Raw genomic sequence first — 20,289 nt, forward strand, 5'->3', positions numbered from 1 at the left:
TCCTATGTGCGGCGGCCAAGCGCCCCTAAACTTCACCATAATCTTCTTGGGAGTATTTTGATGTCCGGGTTCAAACCATTTGCGGACTATAGCAACCATATTCTGGTGAACGGAGAGCTACGGCGAAGTGCTTCCACGACCGCGCTTGATGTGATCGATCCCGCCACGGAACAAGTGGTTGCGAGCGTTTCGGACGCGACTGACGCCGAACTCGATCAGGCGGTCGCCAGCGCCATGCAGGCGCAACGCGCATGGTTCAAGCTTTCGGCGCTGGAACGCACTGAAGCACTTCACAAGGTCGCGCAGGCGATTGAGGACAACCGCCCGCTCCTTGCTGAATCGATGACCCGCGAAATGGGCAAGCCTTACAAGGAAGCCTTCGACGAAGTTACATGGTCCGTATGGGCCTTCCGCTATTATGCCGAAGTGTCCCGTCATGATCATGGCCGCATCGTCGGGCCCGTGGTGGGCGGCCATATGAACTTGGTCACCAAGCATCCGCTTGGCGTCGTCGGCATCATCATGGCGTTCAATTTCCCCTACTGCCTCTATTCCTGGGAAGCGGCTGCAGCGCTCGGCGCTGGCAACGCCGTGATCCTCAAGCCATCGGACCACACATCGATCTCCTCTCTTCTGTTCCTCAAGACGATGATGCCGCACCTGCCGGCGGGCCTGATCGGCCTCGTCACGGGTGGTGTTCGTGTTGGCACGGCGATGGTGGCTCACAAGGACATCCATGGCATTGCCTTTACTGGCAGCGTCGGTGCAGGGCGGGCCGTTGCGAAAGGATGCGCCGAAAACTTCAAGAAGGCTTTAATCGAAACGTCCGGCAATGATCCGTTCATCGTCATGCCCTCGGCGAATCTCGACATCGCCGCGCGCGCCGCCGTATTCGCCGCCAATCTCAATGCCGGTCAGGTCTGCACATCGGGCGAGCGCTTTTATATACATCAGGACATCCACCAGGCCTTCATCGATAAGGTAGTCGGACTGACGCGCAAGCTTCGTATCGGCAACGGCTTGGATAAGGTCGATATGGGTCCGATGGTGTCGGAGCGCGAGCGGACCCGATACGAAGGGTTGCTCTCCCGTGCGATCGAGGCAGGAGCCCGAGTGGCAACCGGCGGCGCGCGGCCGTCCCATCTCAACGCCGGTTATTTTGTCGAACCCACGGTATTAATGGACGTTGAGCCGGAAGCGGAAATTCTGAACACAGAAAGCTTCGGCCCAGTGATGTCCATCTGCCGCGTCACTGACTTCGACGAAGCCATCACACTCGCCAATCGTTCGGACTATGGCCTCGGATCGACGGTATACACCACTGACCTTAATGAAACGCACCGCGCCATCGAGGAACTTGAGAGCGGCATGACCTGGATCAATGCTCCGCTCATGGACAATAACGCCGCGCCTTTCGGCGGCCGCAAGATATCCGGCATGGGCAGCCAGCTGGGCGCAGAAGGACTGGATCAGTTCCGGCACTCGAAGATGGTGATGATCGATCCCTCATGCTCGTCCCATGATTTCTGGTGGTACCCTTATGCAGATGCGGAAGCATTTGGCGGCGAGAAGTGAAATCCGATTTTATCTAATTCGTCAAAGAGATTACAGAAAGGCTAGTCAATGAGCTTCGTCAAAACGGACCAGGAAGTCGCTGAAATCGAAAGTTTGCTGTCTAAGGGGCAGTTTACAACAGAATCCCTGACGATCGAGTTCAAGACCACGCAGGAATTTCTGCGCAAGGTCCTGCCGCCCTGCTTCGATCTTCCCGACGAGCCGATTGCCTACGCCAACGTGTCGCACTGGCAGTCGGCACTTTGCGGTGAATTCGACTGCGGCATCATCTATCTGTCGTGCAAATATAAGGGTGAAGCCGGGACCACCATGCTGACCTTGTTCGTCAGCGGCGACATGCCTGTCACCATTGGACGCGAGATGTGGGGCGAAGGGAAAAAGACCGGTAACGCCCGCTTGTATGTCGATGGTCATGAAGTTTACGCTTATGCTGAACGCAACGGTGTGCGCCTGATAGAAATTCAGGCCGAACTCGGTGCCGACCTCGGTCCAGCTCAAAACAACGTCAAGGATTTTGAATTGAAGGCGCAGCCGCACACGACCGGCAAGGGCTTTCAGAACAAGGTCGTTTTGAGCTGCCTCGATACCGCAGAGGATTTCCGTGTCACGCGTCAGGGCACCGGCACGCTCAAGCTCGCTGGCACCGCCGTCGATCCGCTCGACACCATCCCGGTGGTCGAGGTCGGTGGCGTTTCCTATGGCGAAGGCGCATCCTGCTGGACCATTCCTTTCTGGGAAGAATTGGATGATGGTCATGACTATCGTCCGTATATCTACGGTCAGAAATATGACGACTTCCGGTTGTTCAACAAGGCTCGCCGCTTCGCCAGGTAAGAGCGATGGCGGCAGGATCGTGCTGCGTTCCTGCCGCCTGGCGCCCTTTTGCTGAAGGATGCGCAAAGATCGCCCTGGAATATTATGCGGTAAAATGGGCCAAAGGGGGGAGTGATCGGGTGACTGACGATCAGCAGGTGCATTTCAGGGCATGGGCGGCGCTTGGGCTCTGCTTCATAGCCACAGTCATTATCTTCCTTCCCTATGTAGGTTATTCGACCCAGGTCACGTCAATGATGGCCGACCTTTCCATGGACTACACTATGGTCGGCGCCCTTGCATCAGCGACGGCCCTGTCTGGCGGCATCGTGGTCTACACGGCAGGCGGGCTTTTCAACCGTTGGGGGATTAAGAATATATGCATTGCCGGACTTGTTTTGTCCGCTCTTGGGCAGTGTTTCTTTTCGATCGCCTCAACCTATCAAACGATGCTGGCCGCGCGCATCTTTCAGGGCGCCGCCATTCCACTCCTTTTCGTCGGGCCCTACACCATCGCCATGCATTGGGCTGAGCATTCCAAAAGGCTCGGCGTTTTCATGGGCGTCATGTTGTCTACCGACGGGATCGGCACCATGCTTGTGGGATATGCCTATTCGCATGTCCTTGAATTCCGGGGCTGGCGTATCGGATCACTCTGGGGGGCGGCGGCGCTTCTGATTATAGCTGGTCTAGTCTGGCTTCTTTTGCAGGAGCCGGAGTCCGCCGCGTCGGTCGATCCTTCGGTTCGAACTGACAAGCCCTCCCAACTTGTTCAATATCTGTCCGTGTTGCGTCAGACCAACGTCCGGGTGGCGGCGCTCTTTCTAACCGGAGTATGGGGCACATATTCAGTCGCCATCTATTGGGTGCCCACGCTTCTGATCGAGGAAGGTCATTGGTCCGAAGCCACCGCCGGGTTCGCCGGTGCGCTTTATCCATTTGCCGGCGTCGTGTCGGCCGTTACCTTTGGTCTGCTGTCGGATCGTCTGGGCCATCGGAAACCGCTTATGCTGATTTCCGGTATAGGGATGGTGCTCTCCTTCATGGGCGCCGCTATGGCGGTTGCCCAGCATCGATATGATGTGCTGGCGATGACGTTACCGCTGGGCGGATTGTTCGCTTATGGCGGCTTGCCGCTCGCTTATTGCCTTGCGACTGATGCCGTTGGGCTCGAACTGGCCGGAATGGCAACGGGCTGTATCATGGGCACCGGACTGATATGCGGGGGTGTTATCTATCCGCTCGTCCTGGGATATGTTCGCGATAGCACGGGGCTCTACACGCTCGGCTTTGTATCGGCCGGCGGATCTCTCCTGATGTTCAATTTTATCGCCGTTCTGTTCGGGCGCGATGTCGTCAGCTCCAGTCACGGCGCGGAGCATGGTGCGCCCGCACGATCAGCGACGTGGAGCGCGAGATTCCTCGATCTCGAACTGAGAAAAGGAAGGGTTCTCAATGGAAATTTCAGTAGTTACCGGTGCCGGCTCCGGCATTGGCGCTGGCGTGGCCAGGAAGCTCGCCGCACGCGGGGGCTTCATCGCCTTGGCCGACCGAAATGACGATGGTGTCAAGAAGACGCTTGAGCAGATCGAACGCACCGGAGGAAAGGGCATAGCCGCAACTGTTGATGTGACCGACGAAAATCAACTTGCCAATTTCATACAAAGCGTCGCGAAGGACTTCGGACGGCCTTCGACCGCAGTGGCCTGTGCGGGCATCGCTGCGACGGGCACGGTAGTAGATACTACAGCCGAGCTTTTCCGGAAGATGATCGATGTAAATCTTACAGGCGTGTTCCTGTTCGCGAAAGCGATCATCCCATTCCTGGAGAATGGGGGTGGAACTTTCACCGCCATCGCGTCGGACGCGGGCCTGAATGGCTTTCAGGGTTACGCCGCGTATTGCGCGTCGAAACACGCCGTTTCGGGACTCATAAAGAGCATGGCGCTGGATCATGGCGCCAAAGGCGTTCGCTGTAATGCCATTTGTCCGGGCTATGTTGAAACGCCCATGCTCGATCAATTGTTGGCGGAACAGGGTTGGGCGTTCGATGAAGCGGCAAAGGCGGTGCCGTTGGGCCGTTTCGCTAAGGTGAATGACGTGGCCAATCTGGTCGATTTTGTATCCTCAGTGTCTGGCGGATACATCAATGGGGCTCTCATCCCGGTCGATGGCGGAGGCTCTGCCGGACCCTTTACGCCAGTGTGATCTGAGGCGGCCGACAGCTGGGCTTCGGACGGCTGCCTTTGCTGATGCTGCGCGAACGCGCGCAATAGCGTCAGAAGCCGCACCCATCACTGGGAGCACCCTTTCGATCAATAGCGGCTAGCATATGTACTGATTGACGTTCAATGTAGCTGGCTACAAACTGACAGATGGGGACGACTTTCATGCCCTGCTCGCGCGCGTCGGCAAGTGCAGCTTTGACGAGACGACTGCCCACACGCCGCCCTTCGAGCGTCTGGGGCACTTCAGTATGGGTAAAGACCAAAGCGCCATCGCGCCGTTCATACACTGTGATCGCGAGTTGTCCGTCAATGGCAAGCTCATAACGGCCTTCCGCCGTATTGTTTCGAACATCGCTCATATGGCCATAAACTTGTCTCCGGTTTTCGCCCGCTACTCACTCACCCATGAGGTGCAGCACAAGCCGCCACGCGTGAGCCGCTCCTCGATGCTCGAACAGATGGATGCCCTGCCATGTTCCACGGTTTGGGGCTCTATCGATCACCGGAAGCGAGGTGACCTGCCGATGTTCTACAACCAGTATCTTCGGCAAAGATCGGCAAACGCTATGTAGAGGGAAAGTCGACGCCGCTATTACCCTTCGGACACAGGCTCAGCTACACTACATTCGAGGTATCCGCGCGCGCATGGTCAAGTCAACATGGCCGGGGGTGAAACCGCGATCGTGAAAGTCGATGTCCACCAATAGCGGGCTCAGGACTGGCGACGAGGTAGTCCAGCTCTATGTTCGCGATGAAGTCAGTTCGGTTCCACGCCCGATTCTGAAGCTGCGCGGTTTTGAGCGGGTGACGTTGAAGCCGGTTAAAACGCATGGTGAAGTTCAGTCTTGATCAAGAAAATCTCGCTTTATGGAACATAGATATGGATTATGTCGTCGAGCCGGGCCTACACGATCCATGCCGGACGGAACTCGGCCGATCTGAAGTCAGTACAACTCACGGTCGCTTGACCGGTCTTTAGGGAATGCGATCATGTGGAACCGTCGCGAAATCATAGGCGCTGGTGCGACAGTTTTGGCGGCCTCTGCTTTCGGCAGGCCTGCGTTTGGCCAGACCGCCGCTGAACATGTGGAGATCGATCTGCGCAGCGACGCCGGTGCGCTCGATCATATCTGGTCCCGATGCGCGGGATCGGATCGGGCGTCCGCCACGATGCGTGAGAGCTGGCGGCACGATCTGGAGCGGTTCCGTGCGGAAACGGGGCTGGAGCGCGTGCGTTTTCATGGCATCTTCAATGATGACCTGGGCGTCTGGCCCGGCGGCATGAATGGTAAGGACCCCAATTTCCAGAATGTCGATGACGTCTATGACGGCGTGTTGGCGCGCGGCGTGCAGCCCTTCGTGGAATTGAGCTTCATGCCCAGGAAGCTGGCCAGCGGGAACACGAAGCTCAACTTCACCTACAACGCCAATATCACGCCGCCCGCATCTCCTGATGCCTGGGGCGACTTTATCGGCGTTTTCACACGGCACCTGCTGGACCGATACGGCCCCGCCGAAGTGCGCCAATGGTATTTCGAGGTTTGGAACGAGCCCAACCTCAACTGGTTCTTCAGCGGCACGCAAGCCGACTATTTCGCCATGTACAAGGCTGCGGCCCGGGCGATCAAGGCGGTAGACCCCAAGCTGCGCGTGGGTGGCCCCTCCACGGCGGCGGCGCAGTGGATGCCGGAGTTTCTGGGTTTCTGCGCGCAGGAAAATCTACCCGTCGATTTCGTATCGACACATATCTATGCAGGTGACGACCAGAGGGAATTGTTCGGTGAGGCCAATAAATATCCTCACAAGGATGTGATTCCCGCAGCCATGGCCAAGGTTCGGAGCCAGATCGACGCAACGCGTTACAAGGGCGCGGAACTGTGGCTATCCGAATGGTCGTCCGATAGTCCGGCGATGATCGCCCACATCATCAGTAATTGCCTGCCCTACTGCCACGCCATGTCGCAATGGTGTATCAGCAATGTGTTCGAGGAAATCAACTTCCCCAACTTCATCTTGAAGGAAGGGGACGGCGGCTGGGGCATGTTGGCCCAGCGTGGCATCGCACGCCCCGCGTTCAACACCTATAAGCTGCTGCACCGGCTGGGTCAGCGCAGGTTGGCAGCGACTGGTCCGGCTCTTGCCAGTGGGACGAAGAACGGCGCGGCTGCTCTGGTATGGAACCTGGCGGAGGTGAAGCAACCCTCGGGCATTCCGGGCATGAGCAACGAGCGGATCGTCAAGGGCGAGCGCAAGAAAATCGCGGTGAAGCTGAAGGGCGCACCTCCGGGAAAGAGTGTGCGCGTGAGCTATGTTGATCAGGAACGGGGCTCGCCTCTCCCCAAATGGCGCGAACTGGGTTCTCCGCAATATCCCAAGAAGGACCAGATCGAGCAAATTCGGCGGTCGGCGGAACTCGCGTCTCCCGAAATAAGGCGTCTGGATGGGCAGAGTGAGCTGACGCTTGATCTGCCGCCAGAAGGGGTGGCGTTGATCGAACTGTCGGCTTAACCGGCTTGGAGGCGGGTTCATGAAACGGTTCTGTGTTGGATGCCATTGATGGTGGCGAACTTGTCGATGCACCAGCCTGATACGTACCAAGGCGGTCGTGACAATCAAGCGAACTGCGTTCGGTGCCGTGGGATCAAGAAATACGCTGAGAACATTTCGGGATTGCGCCGGCTGACGGCACACTAGCTCCCGGACGTGTCGCCGGAGCAGTTATCAAATGAGATACCTTCACGGCGAGGAGCGGTATCTAAAGCGTACGCTTCATTGCTTGAAGGCTATCACGCCTGTGACCCACCTCATCCGGCCCCGAATTCGGTCAGCCTGAGCAGTGAACTCTCCAGAGGGTCAAATTAATGCAACGATACTGTTTACTTCTTTCCTGATAATGAGCTATGCCTTGCCAGTATCTGAAGATCGTTGCCTTATCGGCGGTCCATGGATCTGGTGTCGTTTTACTGGAGTTGCCCGACAATGTTGCACGAGGCCGATGTGAACCGCAGGTCTCTCCTGATCAGTTCCGCCTGCCTTTTCGCATGGCAGGCCTCGGGTATCCCGGCGGCGATGGCCGCTGTTCGCCGTCCGCTTTCCAGCCGGGTCAAGTCGCTGATCGCTCAAATGACAATCGAAGAAAAGGCGGGGCAGCTGACGCTTATGCCCACGCCTTGGACATCAGCAGCAGCAGCCAAGATCAATCCGGAAGCGGCCCTGCGCAACATCGAGAATTTGACGGGCGATGCCCAGGCCGGGCGGCTCGGTGGCGTGTTCAACGGTTTCGGGGTCGAGGCGCATCGCAAGCTTCAGACGGCAGCGATGAAGGGCCGCCTTGGCATTCCCATGATCTTCGCGGGCGATGTGATCCATGGTTACCGCACGGTTTTCCCGGTGCCGCTCGGGGAAGCGGCAAGCTTTGACCCGGACCTCGCCGAGCGCACCGCCCGTGCGGCTGCCGAAGAAATGGCGGCAACCGGTTTCGACTGGGTCTTTGCGCCGATGGTGGACATAGGTCGGGACGCACGCTGGGGCCGTACGGTCGAAGGGGCGGGCGAGGATGTGCTGCTGTCGAGCGACATGGCTCGTGCGCGGACCCGCGGATTCCAGGGCCGCTCTCTTGCCGACGACGCTTCGGTTGCCGCCTGCATGAAGCATTTTGTGGCTTATGGGGCTGCGGAAAGCGGGCTGGACTATAACACGGCGGACATTTCGGAACGCACGCTGCGCGAAGTCTATCTGCCACCATTCCAGGCTGCCGTGGATGCAGGCTGCGCCACGGTCATGGCCGCGTTCGAGGATATCGCTGGCCGTCCAATCCATGGCGGCCGTGAGTTCCTGACCGACATATTGCGCGGTGAGATGGGCTTCGATGGGCTGGTCGTCGGCGACTATAATGGCGATGTTGAAATCGCCGCGCGGGGCCTTGCAGCCGACGCAAGGGACGCCGCGCGGATCGCCATCATGGCAGGGCTCGACATGAGCATGGCCAGCGGCATCTACCGCGATCATCTGCCTTCGTTGGTGCAGGCGGGCGAAGTTCCGATGGAGCGGGTGGACGAGGCGGTCGGCCGCGTCCTCGCACTCAAGGAAAGGCTCGGTCTGTTCGAAGATCCTTTTCGCCGCATGGACCTGAAGCGCCAGCAGGTGCGCATGCGCACCAAGCCGACGCTCTCGCTCGCACGTGAGGCGGCCCAACGCTCTATCGTCATGCTGAAGAATGATGGCGACCTTTTGCCTTTGCCGCGCAAGGGCAAGCGGATCGCCATCATCGGCCCCTTTGCGGAGGGCCCCAGCAATCTGCACGGGCCTTGGACGCTCTTTGCCGACAATAAGGAAGCGGTCGATCTTGCCAGTGCCGTGCGATCGGCGGTCAGTGACGCTTCGTTCATCAGCGTGGTGAAAGGTAGCGAAGTTACCGTGCCGATCGACGGCGGCATCGATGCGGCCGTGGCTGCTGCGCGCGCGGCGGATATAGTTATCCTTGCCGTGGGCGAACGCGAAGCGATGTCGGGCGAGGGCGCCTCGCGCGACCTGATTGTCGTCCCCGCCCCGCAACAGGCCCTGGCCGAAGCAGTGGCCACGGTCGGAAAGCCGATAATCGTCGCCCTGCGCAACGGCCGGGCGCTCGCGCTGGAGGGCGCTATCCTTGATGCACCGGCGATCCTTGTTACCTGGTTCCTGGGTTCGGAAACAGGCAATGCCGTTGCCGATATCCTGTTCGGCGCCACAGGTCCGTCGGGGCGCCTTCCGGTCAGCTTCCCGATTTCAGCAGGCCAGGTGCCTTATTATTACGCGCATCGCAGGCCCGGGCGTCCGACCAACGCGCGATATATCGGATCTAAAAAATATGAGGCTCGTTTCCCGTTCGGCCATGGCCTGACATATGGGAAAATCAGCTATGCCGATCTTGTCATGTCCTCCAAGCAGATCCCGAAGGACGGCAGCTTGCGCGTGACCGTGACGGTCAAGAATGACGGGAAATACGCTGCCCGGGAATTGGTGCAGCTATACGTCCAGGACGTCGTTGCAAGTGTAACCCAGCCTATCCGGGAGTTGAAGGCATATAAGCACGTCGATCTGCCGCCGAACCGCTCGCAGCAGGTCACATTTGACCTGACTGCGGCTGATTTCGCCTTCCTTGGTGTGGATCTGAAGCCCGTTGTCGAAATCGGCAAGTTCAAGCTGTGGGTCGCGCCTTCCGCCGAAGCTGAGGGTCTTGCCGGAGAATTCGAAGTTTCGTGATCTCGCCAGTGATTAAGCGCTCAAGGCATCGCAGCTCTATGCACAGCAGGCCGCGGCTGGCGGATCACTTCCCAGAGAGCCAATGGGGTCGGGCGGCGGCAGCTCCGACGTGGTGCCGCATCATACGGTCAACCGGTGAAAGGCATGCGCAATGTGCTGAAGGTCCCTCGATAATGCAGGTGCTGCTGTCAAACTCGCGCTGGTCGATGATGCCAACATGCCTGCTACCACCAATGACGCACGGGTTGGCTGAGCGACGCTATGCCAGATGGCGTCGCTCACGAGATGGGCTGACCTCCCTCCACCCGGGGCAAGGCGCATGAGCCTCAAGACCGCGCCGTCTCAGAACCGCGCGGACAGAGAAGCGCCCCATGTCCGGCCGGTGATCGGGTTCGCAAATTCCACCAATGAGCCGGGACTCTCGCCAGACGTGATGCCATCGTAAGTCGTGTTGTTCGTGATGTTCTTCAAGAAGCCGGAAATTTCCAACTTGGTGGAATCGCCAACTGGAAGTTCATAGCGAATAGCCGCATCCACCCGGGCGACCGGGGGAATTGATCCCCGCGGGTCATTCAGCGCGTCCGTTTCGTAGCGTGACGTGTAATATAGAGCAGCATTCAGGCCCAATTTTCCGCTTCCTGCATCGATGCTATAGTCCGAAACGAGACCGGCCGTCCATTTGGGCGTGCGGCGCAGACGCAGTACCGACAGGTCGGCCTCCCCTTGGCCCAGATTGCCGGTGAACTCCGAATATTTGGCGTGCAGATAACCACCCGTCGCCAGGATCGTCCAGTTGCGGGTGGGGACGAAGGTCAGTTCCGCTTCGACGCCGGTATATTTTGCCTTGGCGACGTTCAACGTGCTGGACAACAGGCGGGATCCGACAACCTGCAGGACATTCTCTTGCTTGTTGTCGAGGATATTGTGGAACGCGGCGACATTGAAGCGAATGTGATGATCCAGAAGTTCGCTTTTGAACCCGATTTCAAATGCATCCATCACTTCAGGGTCATAGGGCTGGACGGCGGTTATGATATTGCCAGTGCGGCCGCTGAAACCTCCGGTATTGTAGCCACGGCTGTACGTCGCATAAGCCAATATATCGGGATTGAACTTATACTGGACGTTGACCTTGGGCGTGAACTTCTGGAAGCTTACAGCAGCGGATACATCGCCTACCAGCGGTCCCAGAACGTCCATGTCCCGCACCGTTCCCGGTACGGCCGAATAAAGGATATAGTGGGTCTTCTTGCGATCCCAGGTCTGGCGTCCTCCCACAGTCAAGCGCAGTTGGTCGGTCAGATCGTAATCCGCCTGGAAGAAAAGCGCCGTCGATCGATTATGTTGATTGGTGACATAGGCGTCGACTGAATTGAGATAGGCAAAGCCGGGCGGCAGCCAGTCGGGCAATCCGGTGGCAATCGGGGGCAGTGCGGCGAGATCTACCGACAGGTTGGTATCCTGGGTATATTCATAGTTCATGTAAAAGAAGCCGCCGACGAGATTGAAGGGGCCATCGAACGATGTTTCGAACCGCAGTTCCTCTGAAAATTGGTGCGCCTTCAACTTGCTCTTATTGCGCGCCAGAGCAAAGCGCGTGGAGTCATAATCCCCGAGCGTAAATTCCTTGAATTCGCGAAGACCGGTAAGGCTGACCAGCCGCACATCATCTGTTGCCTGATAGGAAATTTCGCCGGTCAGAGCATTCAGCCGCAAGGAACCCGGAAATGGCCGCGATTCCACGACATTCCGGTCCTTGGTCAGTGGCGTACAGATTGAGGCCGTATATTGATTGAGGCAAGGCGCGTTGGCGCCGCCAAAATAGCCCGGCACCTTGTAGGTGATCAAATTTGGTGTCAGCAATTGGGAATAGGGCGGCAAATCGCTGTCATTTTCAACCCGGTCCAGGGCGAGATACATGTTTAGCTTGTCATTCGGCGTAGCGACGAAAGCCAATCCGAACGTGCGGGCGTCCCGATCTCCGTTGCGTCCGCCAGTCACGATGTTCTTGAACTGGCCGTTATTCTTTCGGACCGTGATGGCCCCCTTGACCGCCAATATGTCTTTGACGATCGGCGCCATGATGACACCTTCATAGTCATTTTCGCCGAAGCTGCCGATGGTGAAGCGGACCTTGCCGGTGGTATCAGCCGAGGGATCGGGCCGCGAACGGATGACATTGATTGTGCCGCCCGTTGTGTTCTTACCATTCAGAACACCCTGGGGGCCGCGAAGCACTTCGATACGTTGGATATCATAGGCGTCCATGAGCGACCCGCGTTGGAATGCGATCGGTATGCCGTCCACCGTGAACCCGATGCTGGATTCAAGGCTAGGCAGTACGTCCTGGATGGACATGCCGCGCAAGCTGAGCTGGGGAACATCGACTGATGCGCCGGAACGGTTGATGGTGAACCCAGGCACAAGTCCACGAAGGCCGGTCAGGTTGTCCAGACGGGCATGTTCCAGCGTTTCGCTGTTAAAGGCGGAGACGGAGACAGGGACGGACTGGAGAGGTTCGGCGCGCTTTTGGGCGGTGACGATGATATCTTCCAGCGTACCGGAATTGGAAGCTTGGCTTTCCGGTTGCGGGGCTTGGGCGTGGGCGACGGTCGTTAACAGCGACGCGGTAGCCAACAGCGACCACTTTCCGATAGACATGTTCAAACTCCCCTCCAATGCGTCTTTAGGTATATCTTGCCCTCGTTTTCCGGGCCTTTCTGTAAGGCTCTCCCAAAGCCCCAATTAATGATAGGTAGCATACCGTTAGAAAGCGAACTTGCATGTTTTAATTGCGTCCGGCACGGCTATATCGAGACTATTCGGGCCGATCTGTTGGGACACAGCTGCGCCCTTCAGATAATGGAGTGACATTGTGCAATCGGATCTGACGACCGCGCAAACAGCCGTTTTTCGGGACCTGAAAGTGCCCATGCGCGACGGCGTCGATCTGGCAGCAGACCTTTACCTGCCGATAGAGGCGGGGCAAGTGAAGCCGGATGCCCGCTATCCGGTGATCATTGTTCGCACCCCTTACAGTAAGCTGTTCGTGCAGGGTTCGTTCGGCACGCCCGCCTATCTGACGCGGCGGGGATATGCGGTCGTGGTGCAGGATGTGCGCGGCACGAACGGATCGGGCGGGGTGTTTGACCCGATGATGAACGAGGGATGGGGAGAACGGCAGGACGGCATCGACACCGTCGGCTGGATCAAGCAGCAGGGCTGGTGCAATGGAAGGGTGGGCACCACCGGCCAATCCTACATGGGCGGGACGCAGTTGCTGCACCTCCAGACCGATGGCAATGAGGTGGATGCTGCCTTCGTTCAGGTTCCCGCAGTCAGTCAGTTCAACAATGGATGGGTCTACAAGGGCGGTAGCATGGACGGCACGGCTCTGTGCTGGACCATGGGAATGGCGTTCACCGCCGCGCCGCGGTTAGGAGAGGATGTGGTAGCGGCGATTAGTGCGGATGCCCAAGTGGCGGGCCTGCCCATGGGTGTTGCTGCGCCGCAGATGTTGATGTCGTCTGCCAACCTTGCGTTCGAGATCGCGCGGGGACATGCCTTGAGGGATATGCCCATCAACCGGCACCTTCCATTCTGGAACGCCTGGCTCGATAATAGGGATAATCCAGATTACTTCGCCGATAATGAGGCGGCATCACGATATAATCGGGTGAAGACGCCCGTCCTGCATTTCACCGGTTGGTACGACCTGTTCAATCGCAACTCGCTGGAGGCATTCCTAAATATATCTCGACATGGCGCTACGGAGGCAGCGCGTCAGGGGCAGCGGCTAATCATCGGGCCGTGGGGCCATGTTGCTGATGGTATGTTATGTCATTTTCCTAATTCCCTTGTCGACGACGTCGCTATGATGGCGGCGTGGATGGATCGCCATCTCCTTGGGGTGCCGGGGGAAGAGGAGGACCATCGGGTCATTCTCTATGTGATGGGTGAAAATCGTTGGCGGGCCGAGCAGGATTGGCCTCTCCCTGATGTCGAGCCGACGTTATTCTACTTGCATAGCGAGGGTCACGCAAACGGTGCCGCCGGGGATGGGATGCTGTCCCTGGCTGCCCCGGACACGGACGAACCCGCCGACAATTATGTGAGCGACCCTCGCAATCCCATCCCTTCGCTAGGAGGACATTCGTTGCATGGCGGGCCTGCGGACCAACGGCCTAATGACCATCGGCCGGACATGCTCGTCTACACGACGGCTCCGCTGGAAGAGGATATGGAAGTGACAGGTGTGGTGCGGGTCACGCTGCACGCACAATCATCCGCAACGGATTGTGATTGGATCGTGAAACTGATCGACGTGTTCCCGGACGGTCGTTCCTACAATCTGGCTAGCGGCATGGTGCGGGCGCGCTATCGGAATTCTCGCACAGCCCCAGAAGCGCTGACGCCCGATGCGATCGAGCGCTATGAGATCGAACTCGCGCCGACCAGCAACCTGTTCAAGAAGGAGCACCGTGTCGGCATCGTTGTTTCGAGCAGCGATTATCCCAACGGCGAGGTCAATCCGCAGGACTTCATCGACCTTTCCACTGCTACGCCCAAAGATTATCGGGTAGCGCACCAGACGATCCATCACAATGCGGCACGGCCATCGGCGATCGAGTTGCCCATCGTGCCAGCCCACCGGCCAAGGCAATGGATTGATACGCCTTTTCCTTCGGGCGCCAGTGGACGATTTTACACCCGGCCCATCCCCGTCGAGGAGTTGCCGCCGATAGAGATGTCGTTGTCTCAGCTGCCTTATGGCTGATCAAGGATCAGTCCGCGGCTGAACGGCGCTTCACAAACATCCGACCTCACCTCGTCCTGGCAGGCTGTAGGCAGGTCATGCAACGAGGCTGATGTCCGAGTTCGGCAGAGCGCGCAGGTCGGCGAACGCGCGCTGTTCAAGCATTACCGCCTTTTGCTCGCGCGCTATGGCGAGCGCCTGTTCCAGGCAATGCTGGGCCTTGCTTATGTTCTGCCCCCAACGTGCGTGCAGCTGTCCGGTCAAGCGCCAATATTCCGCTTCCCATATACGCTCGTCATGTTCAGCCATGAACGTCGCGGCCAAGCCTGTATGGTGCAGCCCTTTTTCATAATAGCCCATTTCGTCGCAAATATCCGCTGCGAGCAAGTGCAGGCAGGAGGTGAGATAGAGTTCGGAAAAGGCCCTGGTATGGGCCAGCAAGTCATCCAGGTGAGCTGGATCGCGCGTCAAATGAAAGGATGCCCAGGACCGACATGCCCGGCCGAAAGGTTGCCAGAAGCGGCAGAGCTGCTGCGAGCATAGCTCCTGAAGCCGGTCATTATAGCTTTTGATACGGCCATAGTCCCTTTCGCAGACCGCGTGAAAGAGCAGCCACACAAGCACCAGCGACAAGGTCGGCGGATGGCCAAGGGCTTCTGCCATGGCCAATGCATGTTCGGCCTCCCGTCTGCCCTGCTCGGGATTACCGCTGTGCCAATGTACCCAGGAAAGATAGGCAGCGGACGCCACACCGGGATCATAGCCGAAGCTGCGGCCATGCCGCGCGGGATCATAGATCGCGATCACGCGCTCGAAGTGCGTTCTGGCTCCGGCGAAGTCTCCTCGGAAAGCTGCGCCGGCACCCAGCAAGCGGCCCCCTTCGGCCTCGAGGCGGGCATTAGCTTCCAGTGAATGAATGAACTGGTTGAATTCAAGCGCCAACAGGTCGGCATGCCTCCATTTCCCCTGGCCAGCCGCGACGGTCCAGATGCCATGCAGGCTCGCCGCCAGCGCTTCAGGCTGTCCCACTTCCTCCGCCAGCATACGCGCGCGCTCATAAACCTCCTTCAGGCCTGGGGCGTAATAGCCTTCTGCTTCCCGAATAGTCGTGCCTAGCTCCAACAGGGCGTCCAGTTCTCGCTCGCTTCGCCTCCGGCTGGGCGCAATCAATCCCAGCGCATCGATCGCAGCGCGATAGTTGGCGCCAGCTTCAGCCAGCGCATATCTTTGTGCCGCTCTACGACCGCCGTCCAGCCAGAAGGACACCGCTTCCTCCAGGCGTCCCGCCTGGCGCATATGTCCGGCGATCACTTCGGGATGATCTGCTGCGATTTCCGGGAAACAGTCGATCAGTATATCGGCAGCGCGTGAATGAAGGTCCTTGCGATCCGCATCCATCATCGATGAGTAGGCCGCGTCACGCAGCAGCGCATGGCGGAAGGCGTATCGACCTTTGCCATTGGGGCGGCTACGCGTCAGGATGCCGGCTGCCAGCAGCTGCTCCACGGCGTCGGCGGCCCGAGACTCTTCGTCGCTGAACAGAGCTTTCAACATTTCGGCTGGAAAGTCTCGGCCTATGATGGAAACCACCTGCGCGACGCGGCGTGCAAAGCCCATGCAGCCAAGTTGAGATGCCAGCAAATCATTGAGGCCGTCAGGTACCGTCGAGAGATCGCCGCCTGCGAGCATCAGCTTTGTTAGTTCTTCCAGGTAGAGCGGCACTCCATCGGCCTTGCCGATGATCGCGTCTCGAGCCAGGGCTGGCAAGGCTGCATCTCCCGCTATGCCATCGATCATCCGGCTGCAATCCTGGTGCGATAATCGGTTGAGACGCAGGACGGTAGCCGCCTGTCCGGGGCCAAGCAGCGCCGAGCAGCCGGACCTGCCCGTCATGATTAGATAAAGCCGTAGATCCTGGCATGCCGACGCAGCATATCCAATCAGTTCGAGCGTCGTGGGATCTGCCCAGTGCAAATCTTCGACGAGAAGGACAACTGGATTTCGCTGACATAAGGCGGAAAGGATAGCGATCAGAAGCTGAAGCATCTTCTCCTTCTTTTCGCTGGCTGATGAGAAGGCGGGAGCTGCATCTTCTTCCAAATCCGCCTGAGCGAGGAGCATTTGAAGAACCGCTCTGTTTACAGGCTCGTCCAAACCGACTTTGTCGAGGAATCTGTTCAATGTGGCGCTGGATGGATCCGCTCCTCCGAGCCACTGCCGGAGAAACTGGATAACGGGATAGAGAGCGCTGTTGTCATGATGCGCCGAGCATTGCAGCCGAATCTGATAGCCCTTGGGTCGCAATCCTTTGATCAACGCTTCGGACAGGCAGGATTTGCCGATCCCCGCTTCGCCTTCGACAAGGACGGATTGCCCTTCGCCCGTGGATGCGAGAAGCCAGCGGTTGCATAAGAGGTCTAACTCAGCGCCTCTTCCGATGATGTCAGCCGATGCGGCGTCCTTCTTCGCTAGAAAACTTGTCGTAAATCTAGGGCTCAGCAGGCACCAAAGCGGGATCTGTTGGCCGTTTTCCGCTAAGATCGCTCCAGCGGGAATGGCTTCAAATATGGTGCGGGCATGTCGACGGGTTTCTTCGGAAACCACGATGGTGTTGGATTGTGCATGTCCTATCATCTGCATGGAGATGGCGGGCACCTCGCCTAATATCAGCGGCTGGTCCAGGCAGGTTCTTGAAAGAACCTGCCCTGTATCGATACCGATGCGGATGTCACAATTGTCGCCATACTCATTCCGCGCATACGCCATGATCTGCGTTGCTGCCGTCATCGCCCGCCCGGAAGTGTCTTCCAATGAGGCGGGCCAGCCGAAATAGACGGTCAGTCGAACCGTCGCGCTGCTTTCGACGACTCCGCCCAACTGCGCGACAGTTGAGGAAAAATAAGCGCGAAAGCGACTGAACTCTTCAAGGAATTCAGCGGTTAGCTGCGAAATACCCTTCAACCGGAAAGAGCAGGACAGAGCTGTCACTCTGCTGAATTCCATATGTGAGAGCGCATTGGCAGTCACAGCGTTTACAACCGAGTCATCCTCCCTGTCGGCAAGTGCCGCTCCTTGTTCGGCTTTGCGCTCGAAACTGGGGACATATCCTCCCTTGGGAATGACAATCGAAATCGTGTCGGCCTGTCCATGATTTATCTGGTAGCTTGCCAACAGGCGGCGGAGGCGTCCTGCTTCGACCCTGACCGTAGCACTGGTAGCGGGATCGAAATCCTGTGGTTTGTCGAAGACGGCAAGCCCGATATTATATTCTTTCAACAGCGATCCGCGCCCGGCAAACATTTCCTCGCACAGATAGCGCAGAAATCGCCGCATGCGGGGGCAGCGCTCAAATACAGGGCTCATCAACACATGATTGAGATGCGCCCGCATCTCCTGTTCGCCAGGAGAGGGAACGCTGGGCGCGTCAATGGATGATCGGCTCATTGTCTCCATTACCTCTCCGCCATTTGCCCGGTGTCGATGCTCGCCCGGATTGAGGAGCATTGCCTGACTTTCGTCGTAAAGCAACGAAAAGGTGAGGCGGCTCGCAGGCACGGGCCTAACGGTAGCATACTTGCACAGGCGGTGGCCTCCGCGACAATCAGGTCGATTGCTGCGAAATGCAGCGACGTCTGAGAGGAATAGGCCAGTGATGTTGAGGGGATTGGGACAGTGAGTGCTCTGAGCTACGTCCAGGGCAGAACAGATCCTCCCTTGATGGACCTGACGATCGGCCAGGCCCTTGCGCACGCTGCCGACCGCTGGGGTGTCCGCGAAGCCTTGGTTTCCGTGGAGCAGGATATTCGCTGGACCTACCGGGATTTGCTCTCTCTTGCCGACGATCTGGCGGCGGGGTTCCTGGAACTTGGCTTACAGCCTGGCGACCGTATTGGCATCTGGTCCCCCAACTCCGCGGAATGGACGCTGACGCAGTTCGCGGCAGCGCGCGCCGGCCTGATCCTGGTCACCATCAATCCTGCCTATCGATTGTCTGAAGTCGAATATACGATAAATAACGTCAGCCTGCGGGCGCTGGTCGCGGCCGAGCGGTTTAAAAGCAGTGCCTATACCGAAATGATCGAGGCGCTAGCTCCAGAACTGGCAGGCTCCTTGCCCGGGCAGTTGGAGGCAGGGCGCCTGCCGACCCTCAAGGCGGCCATCCTCATCACTAAAGAGCAGCGTCCGGGCTGGTTCCGATTTGACGACCTGCTATCGTTGGCGCCGTCCCTTGATCGGCTTCGTGCGATCGAGCCGGAAATCCGGCCCGATGACGCCGTCAACATCCAGTTCACCAGCGGCACGACAGGATTGCCGAAGGGCGCGACGCTAAGCCACCGGTCGATCCTCAACAACGGCTATTTTGTGGGCAACGCCATGGGCCTGATATCCGGCGATCGCATCTGCATACCGGTGCCGCTTTACCATTGTTTCGGAATGGTCATGGGCAATCTGGCCGCCATCACGCATGGATCGGTCATGATCTATCCATCGAGCGCGTTCGATCCCGCCGCAGTGCTGCGCACGGTGACGGAAGAGCGCTGTACCGCCCTATATGGCGTTCCGACGATGTTCATCGCGGTCCTGGCGCGGCTGGAAACGGATGGTGCCGACACGTCTTACTTGCGCACGGGGTGCATGGCAGGAGCGCTTTGCCCGGAACCCTTGATGCGGGACGTTGTCGATCGTCTCAACATGCATGATGTCACGATCGCCTATGGGATGACTGAGACCAGCCCGGTTAGTTTCCAAACCGTACCTGGAGATTCCATCGAGCGGCGGACTACGACCATCGGTCAGGTCCAACCGCATCTCGAATGCAAGATCATCGATGCCGACGGCGCGATCGTACCGCGCGGGACGCCAGGCGAATTATGTACACGGGGCTATTCCGTGATGCTGGGGTATTGGAATGATCCCGTGAAGACTGCGGTAGCCATCGATGCGGACGGATGGATGCACAGCGGTGATCTCGCCGTCCTGGACGACGCGGGCTATGGCAGCATAGTCGGCCGGATAAAGGACATGATCATTCGCGGTGGGGAGAATATATACCCCCGCGAGATCGAGGATTTTCTGCGGCAACACCCCGCTGTCGAAGACGTATCCGTTGTCGGCGTTCCAGACATGCGCATGGGGGAGGAGGTCTGCGCATGGATAAAATTGCGCGCGGGCAGAAGCCTGATCGAAGATGAGGTAAGGGCATTCTGCGCCGACCGGATATCCCACTATAAGATACCGAGGTTCATACGGATCGTTGATGCTTTTCCCACTACGGTGACGGGCAAGGTGCAGAAATATCTGATCCGGCAGGCGATGGTCGAGGAGTTTGAGGGGCTAAGCTAAGGCCGGAAGAGCGGCTGATCCTGCCGCTTGAATCGACCGAGGCTTTTGCCTTTGAGCCCTTGTGTCAGAAACGAGGGCTCAAAGACGCCGGAGAGATGGAGAGCCTCACAGCTTGCCAGTCAACTCCGGCACGACCTTGAACAGGTCACCGACAAGGCCAATGTCCGCCACCTGGAATATCGGCGCGTCCTCGTCCTTGTTGATGGCGATGATGGTCTTGCTATCCTTCATCCCCGCCAGATGCTGGATCGCCCCGGAAATGCCCACGGCGATGTAAACTTCCGGCGCCACGATCTTGCCCGTCTGCCCGACCTGATAGTCATTCGGCACATA

Annotated in this window: 13 protein-coding genes; 9 read left to right on the top strand and 4 right to left on the bottom strand. The window is 58.3% G+C overall.

From position 1 onward, the window contains the following. Positions 1–60 precede the first annotated feature (60 nt). The 4 genes from MU848_RS01095 to MU848_RS01110 all read left to right on the top strand — a co-directional run bounded on the left by MU848_RS01095 (position 61) and on the right by MU848_RS01110 (position 4,596). Entirely contained in the window at positions 61–1,575 is a 1,515-nt protein-coding gene (locus tag MU848_RS01095; RefSeq protein ID WP_201516571.1) for an aldehyde dehydrogenase family protein, read from the top strand. 48 nt (positions 1,576–1,623) lie between these two features. Then, on the top strand, positions 1,624–2,409 hold the full coding sequence (locus MU848_RS01100; protein ID WP_201516572.1) for an acetoacetate decarboxylase family protein: 786 nt from the start codon (positions 1,624–1,626) through the stop codon (positions 2,407–2,409). A 119-nt stretch (positions 2,410–2,528) separates the two neighbouring features. After that, positions 2,529–3,947, top strand: a complete 1,419-nt coding sequence (locus tag MU848_RS01105; protein WP_201531117.1) for an MFS transporter — start codon at positions 2,529–2,531, stop codon at positions 3,945–3,947. Then, the gene (locus tag MU848_RS01110; RefSeq protein ID WP_201516805.1) at positions 3,892–4,596 is read left to right on the top strand and encodes an SDR family NAD(P)-dependent oxidoreductase; all 705 of its coding nucleotides are present in this window, start codon (positions 3,892–3,894) and stop codon (positions 4,594–4,596) included. The genes MU848_RS01105 and MU848_RS01110 overlap by 56 nt, the downstream gene beginning before the upstream one ends. A 70-nt stretch (positions 4,597–4,666) precedes the next feature. Here the strand turns inward: MU848_RS01110 and MU848_RS01115 are convergent, their stop codons facing one another. Next, the gene (locus tag MU848_RS01115; protein WP_201516806.1) at positions 4,667–4,975 is read right to left on the bottom strand and encodes a GNAT family N-acetyltransferase; all 309 of its coding nucleotides are present in this window, start codon (positions 4,973–4,975) and stop codon (positions 4,667–4,669) included. Between the two features lie 334 nt (positions 4,976–5,309). Between MU848_RS01115 and MU848_RS01120 the strand changes: the two genes are divergently transcribed. The 3 genes from MU848_RS01120 to MU848_RS01130 all read left to right on the top strand — a co-directional run bounded on the left by MU848_RS01120 (position 5,310) and on the right by MU848_RS01130 (position 9,857). Next, positions 5,310–5,465: a fibronectin type III-like domain-contianing protein gene (locus MU848_RS01120; protein ID WP_247229665.1), complete on the top strand. Its 156-nt coding sequence runs from the start codon at positions 5,310–5,312 to the stop codon at positions 5,463–5,465. A 141-nt stretch (positions 5,466–5,606) separates the two neighbouring features. Continuing rightward, the gene (locus MU848_RS01125; protein ID WP_247229667.1) at positions 5,607–7,124 is read left to right on the top strand and encodes a GH39 family glycosyl hydrolase; all 1,518 of its coding nucleotides are present in this window, start codon (positions 5,607–5,609) and stop codon (positions 7,122–7,124) included. Between the two features lie 471 nt (positions 7,125–7,595). Further along, positions 7,596–9,857 (top strand): glycoside hydrolase family 3 N-terminal domain-containing protein, encoded by a 2,262-nt coding sequence (locus MU848_RS01130; RefSeq protein ID WP_247229669.1) that lies wholly within the window; start codon positions 7,596–7,598, stop codon positions 9,855–9,857. Between the two features lie 342 nt (positions 9,858–10,199). Here MU848_RS01130 and MU848_RS01135 read toward each other — a convergent pair whose 3' ends face one another. Then, entirely contained in the window at positions 10,200–12,518 is a 2,319-nt protein-coding gene (locus tag MU848_RS01135; protein ID WP_247229671.1) for a TonB-dependent receptor, read from the bottom strand. A 214-nt stretch (positions 12,519–12,732) separates the two neighbouring features. Here MU848_RS01135 and MU848_RS01140 point away from each other — a divergent pair, with 214 nt between their 5' ends. Beyond that, positions 12,733–14,634, top strand: coding sequence for a CocE/NonD family hydrolase (locus MU848_RS01140; RefSeq protein ID WP_247229673.1), 1,902 nt, complete (start codon positions 12,733–12,735; stop codon positions 14,632–14,634). Positions 14,635–14,709: 75 nt separating this feature from the next. On the opposite strand, the gene MU848_RS01145 is transcribed toward MU848_RS01140, so the two are convergent. Continuing rightward, positions 14,710–18,057 carry an ATP-binding protein gene (locus tag MU848_RS01145; protein ID WP_247229675.1) on the bottom strand — a complete coding sequence of 1,116 codons (3,348 nt, stop codon included), beginning with the start codon at positions 18,055–18,057 and terminating at the stop codon, positions 14,710–14,712. Between the two features lie 273 nt (positions 18,058–18,330). Between MU848_RS01145 and MU848_RS01150 the strand changes: the two genes are divergently transcribed. After that, positions 18,331–19,956, top strand: a complete 1,626-nt coding sequence (locus MU848_RS01150) for an AMP-binding protein (protein ID WP_281494263.1) — start codon at positions 18,331–18,333, stop codon at positions 19,954–19,956. Between the two features lie 105 nt (positions 19,957–20,061). On the opposite strand, the gene MU848_RS01155 is transcribed toward MU848_RS01150, so the two are convergent. After that, positions 20,062–20,289 (bottom strand): electron transfer flavoprotein subunit alpha/FixB family protein (locus MU848_RS01155; protein WP_247229678.1); only part of this gene is annotated, 228 nt, incomplete at its 5' end.

The organism is Sphingobium agri, assembly GCF_023051225.1.
Classification (GTDB): Bacteria; Pseudomonadota; Alphaproteobacteria; order Sphingomonadales; family Sphingomonadaceae; genus Sphingobium; species Sphingobium agri.

What these genes read in the sequence shown, in the direction of transcription:
- MU848_RS01125 (WP_247229667.1), top strand. Translation starts at nt 5,607, where the DNA reads ATGTGGAACCGTCGCGAAATCATAGGCGCTGGTGCGACAGTTTTGGCG.
- MU848_RS01115 (WP_201516806.1), bottom strand. Translation starts at nt 4,975, where the DNA reads ATGAGCGATGTTCGAAACAATACGGCGGAAGGCCGTTATGAGCTTGCC.
- MU848_RS01150 (WP_281494263.1), top strand. Translation starts at nt 18,331, where the DNA reads ATGGACCTGACGATCGGCCAGGCCCTTGCGCACGCTGCCGACCGCTGG.
- MU848_RS01100 (WP_201516572.1), top strand. Translation starts at nt 1,624, where the DNA reads ATGAGCTTCGTCAAAACGGACCAGGAAGTCGCTGAAATCGAAAGTTTG.
- MU848_RS01130 (WP_247229669.1), top strand. Translation starts at nt 7,596, where the DNA reads ATGTTGCACGAGGCCGATGTGAACCGCAGGTCTCTCCTGATCAGTTCC.
- MU848_RS01120 (WP_247229665.1), top strand. Translation starts at nt 5,310, where the DNA reads ATGTCCACCAATAGCGGGCTCAGGACTGGCGACGAGGTAGTCCAGCTC.
- MU848_RS01135 (WP_247229671.1), bottom strand. Translation starts at nt 12,518, where the DNA reads ATGTCTATCGGAAAGTGGTCGCTGTTGGCTACCGCGTCGCTGTTAACG.
- MU848_RS01095 (WP_201516571.1), top strand. Translation starts at nt 61, where the DNA reads ATGTCCGGGTTCAAACCATTTGCGGACTATAGCAACCATATTCTGGTG.
- MU848_RS01145 (WP_247229675.1), bottom strand. Translation starts at nt 18,057, where the DNA reads ATGAGCCGATCATCCATTGACGCGCCCAGCGTTCCCTCTCCTGGCGAA.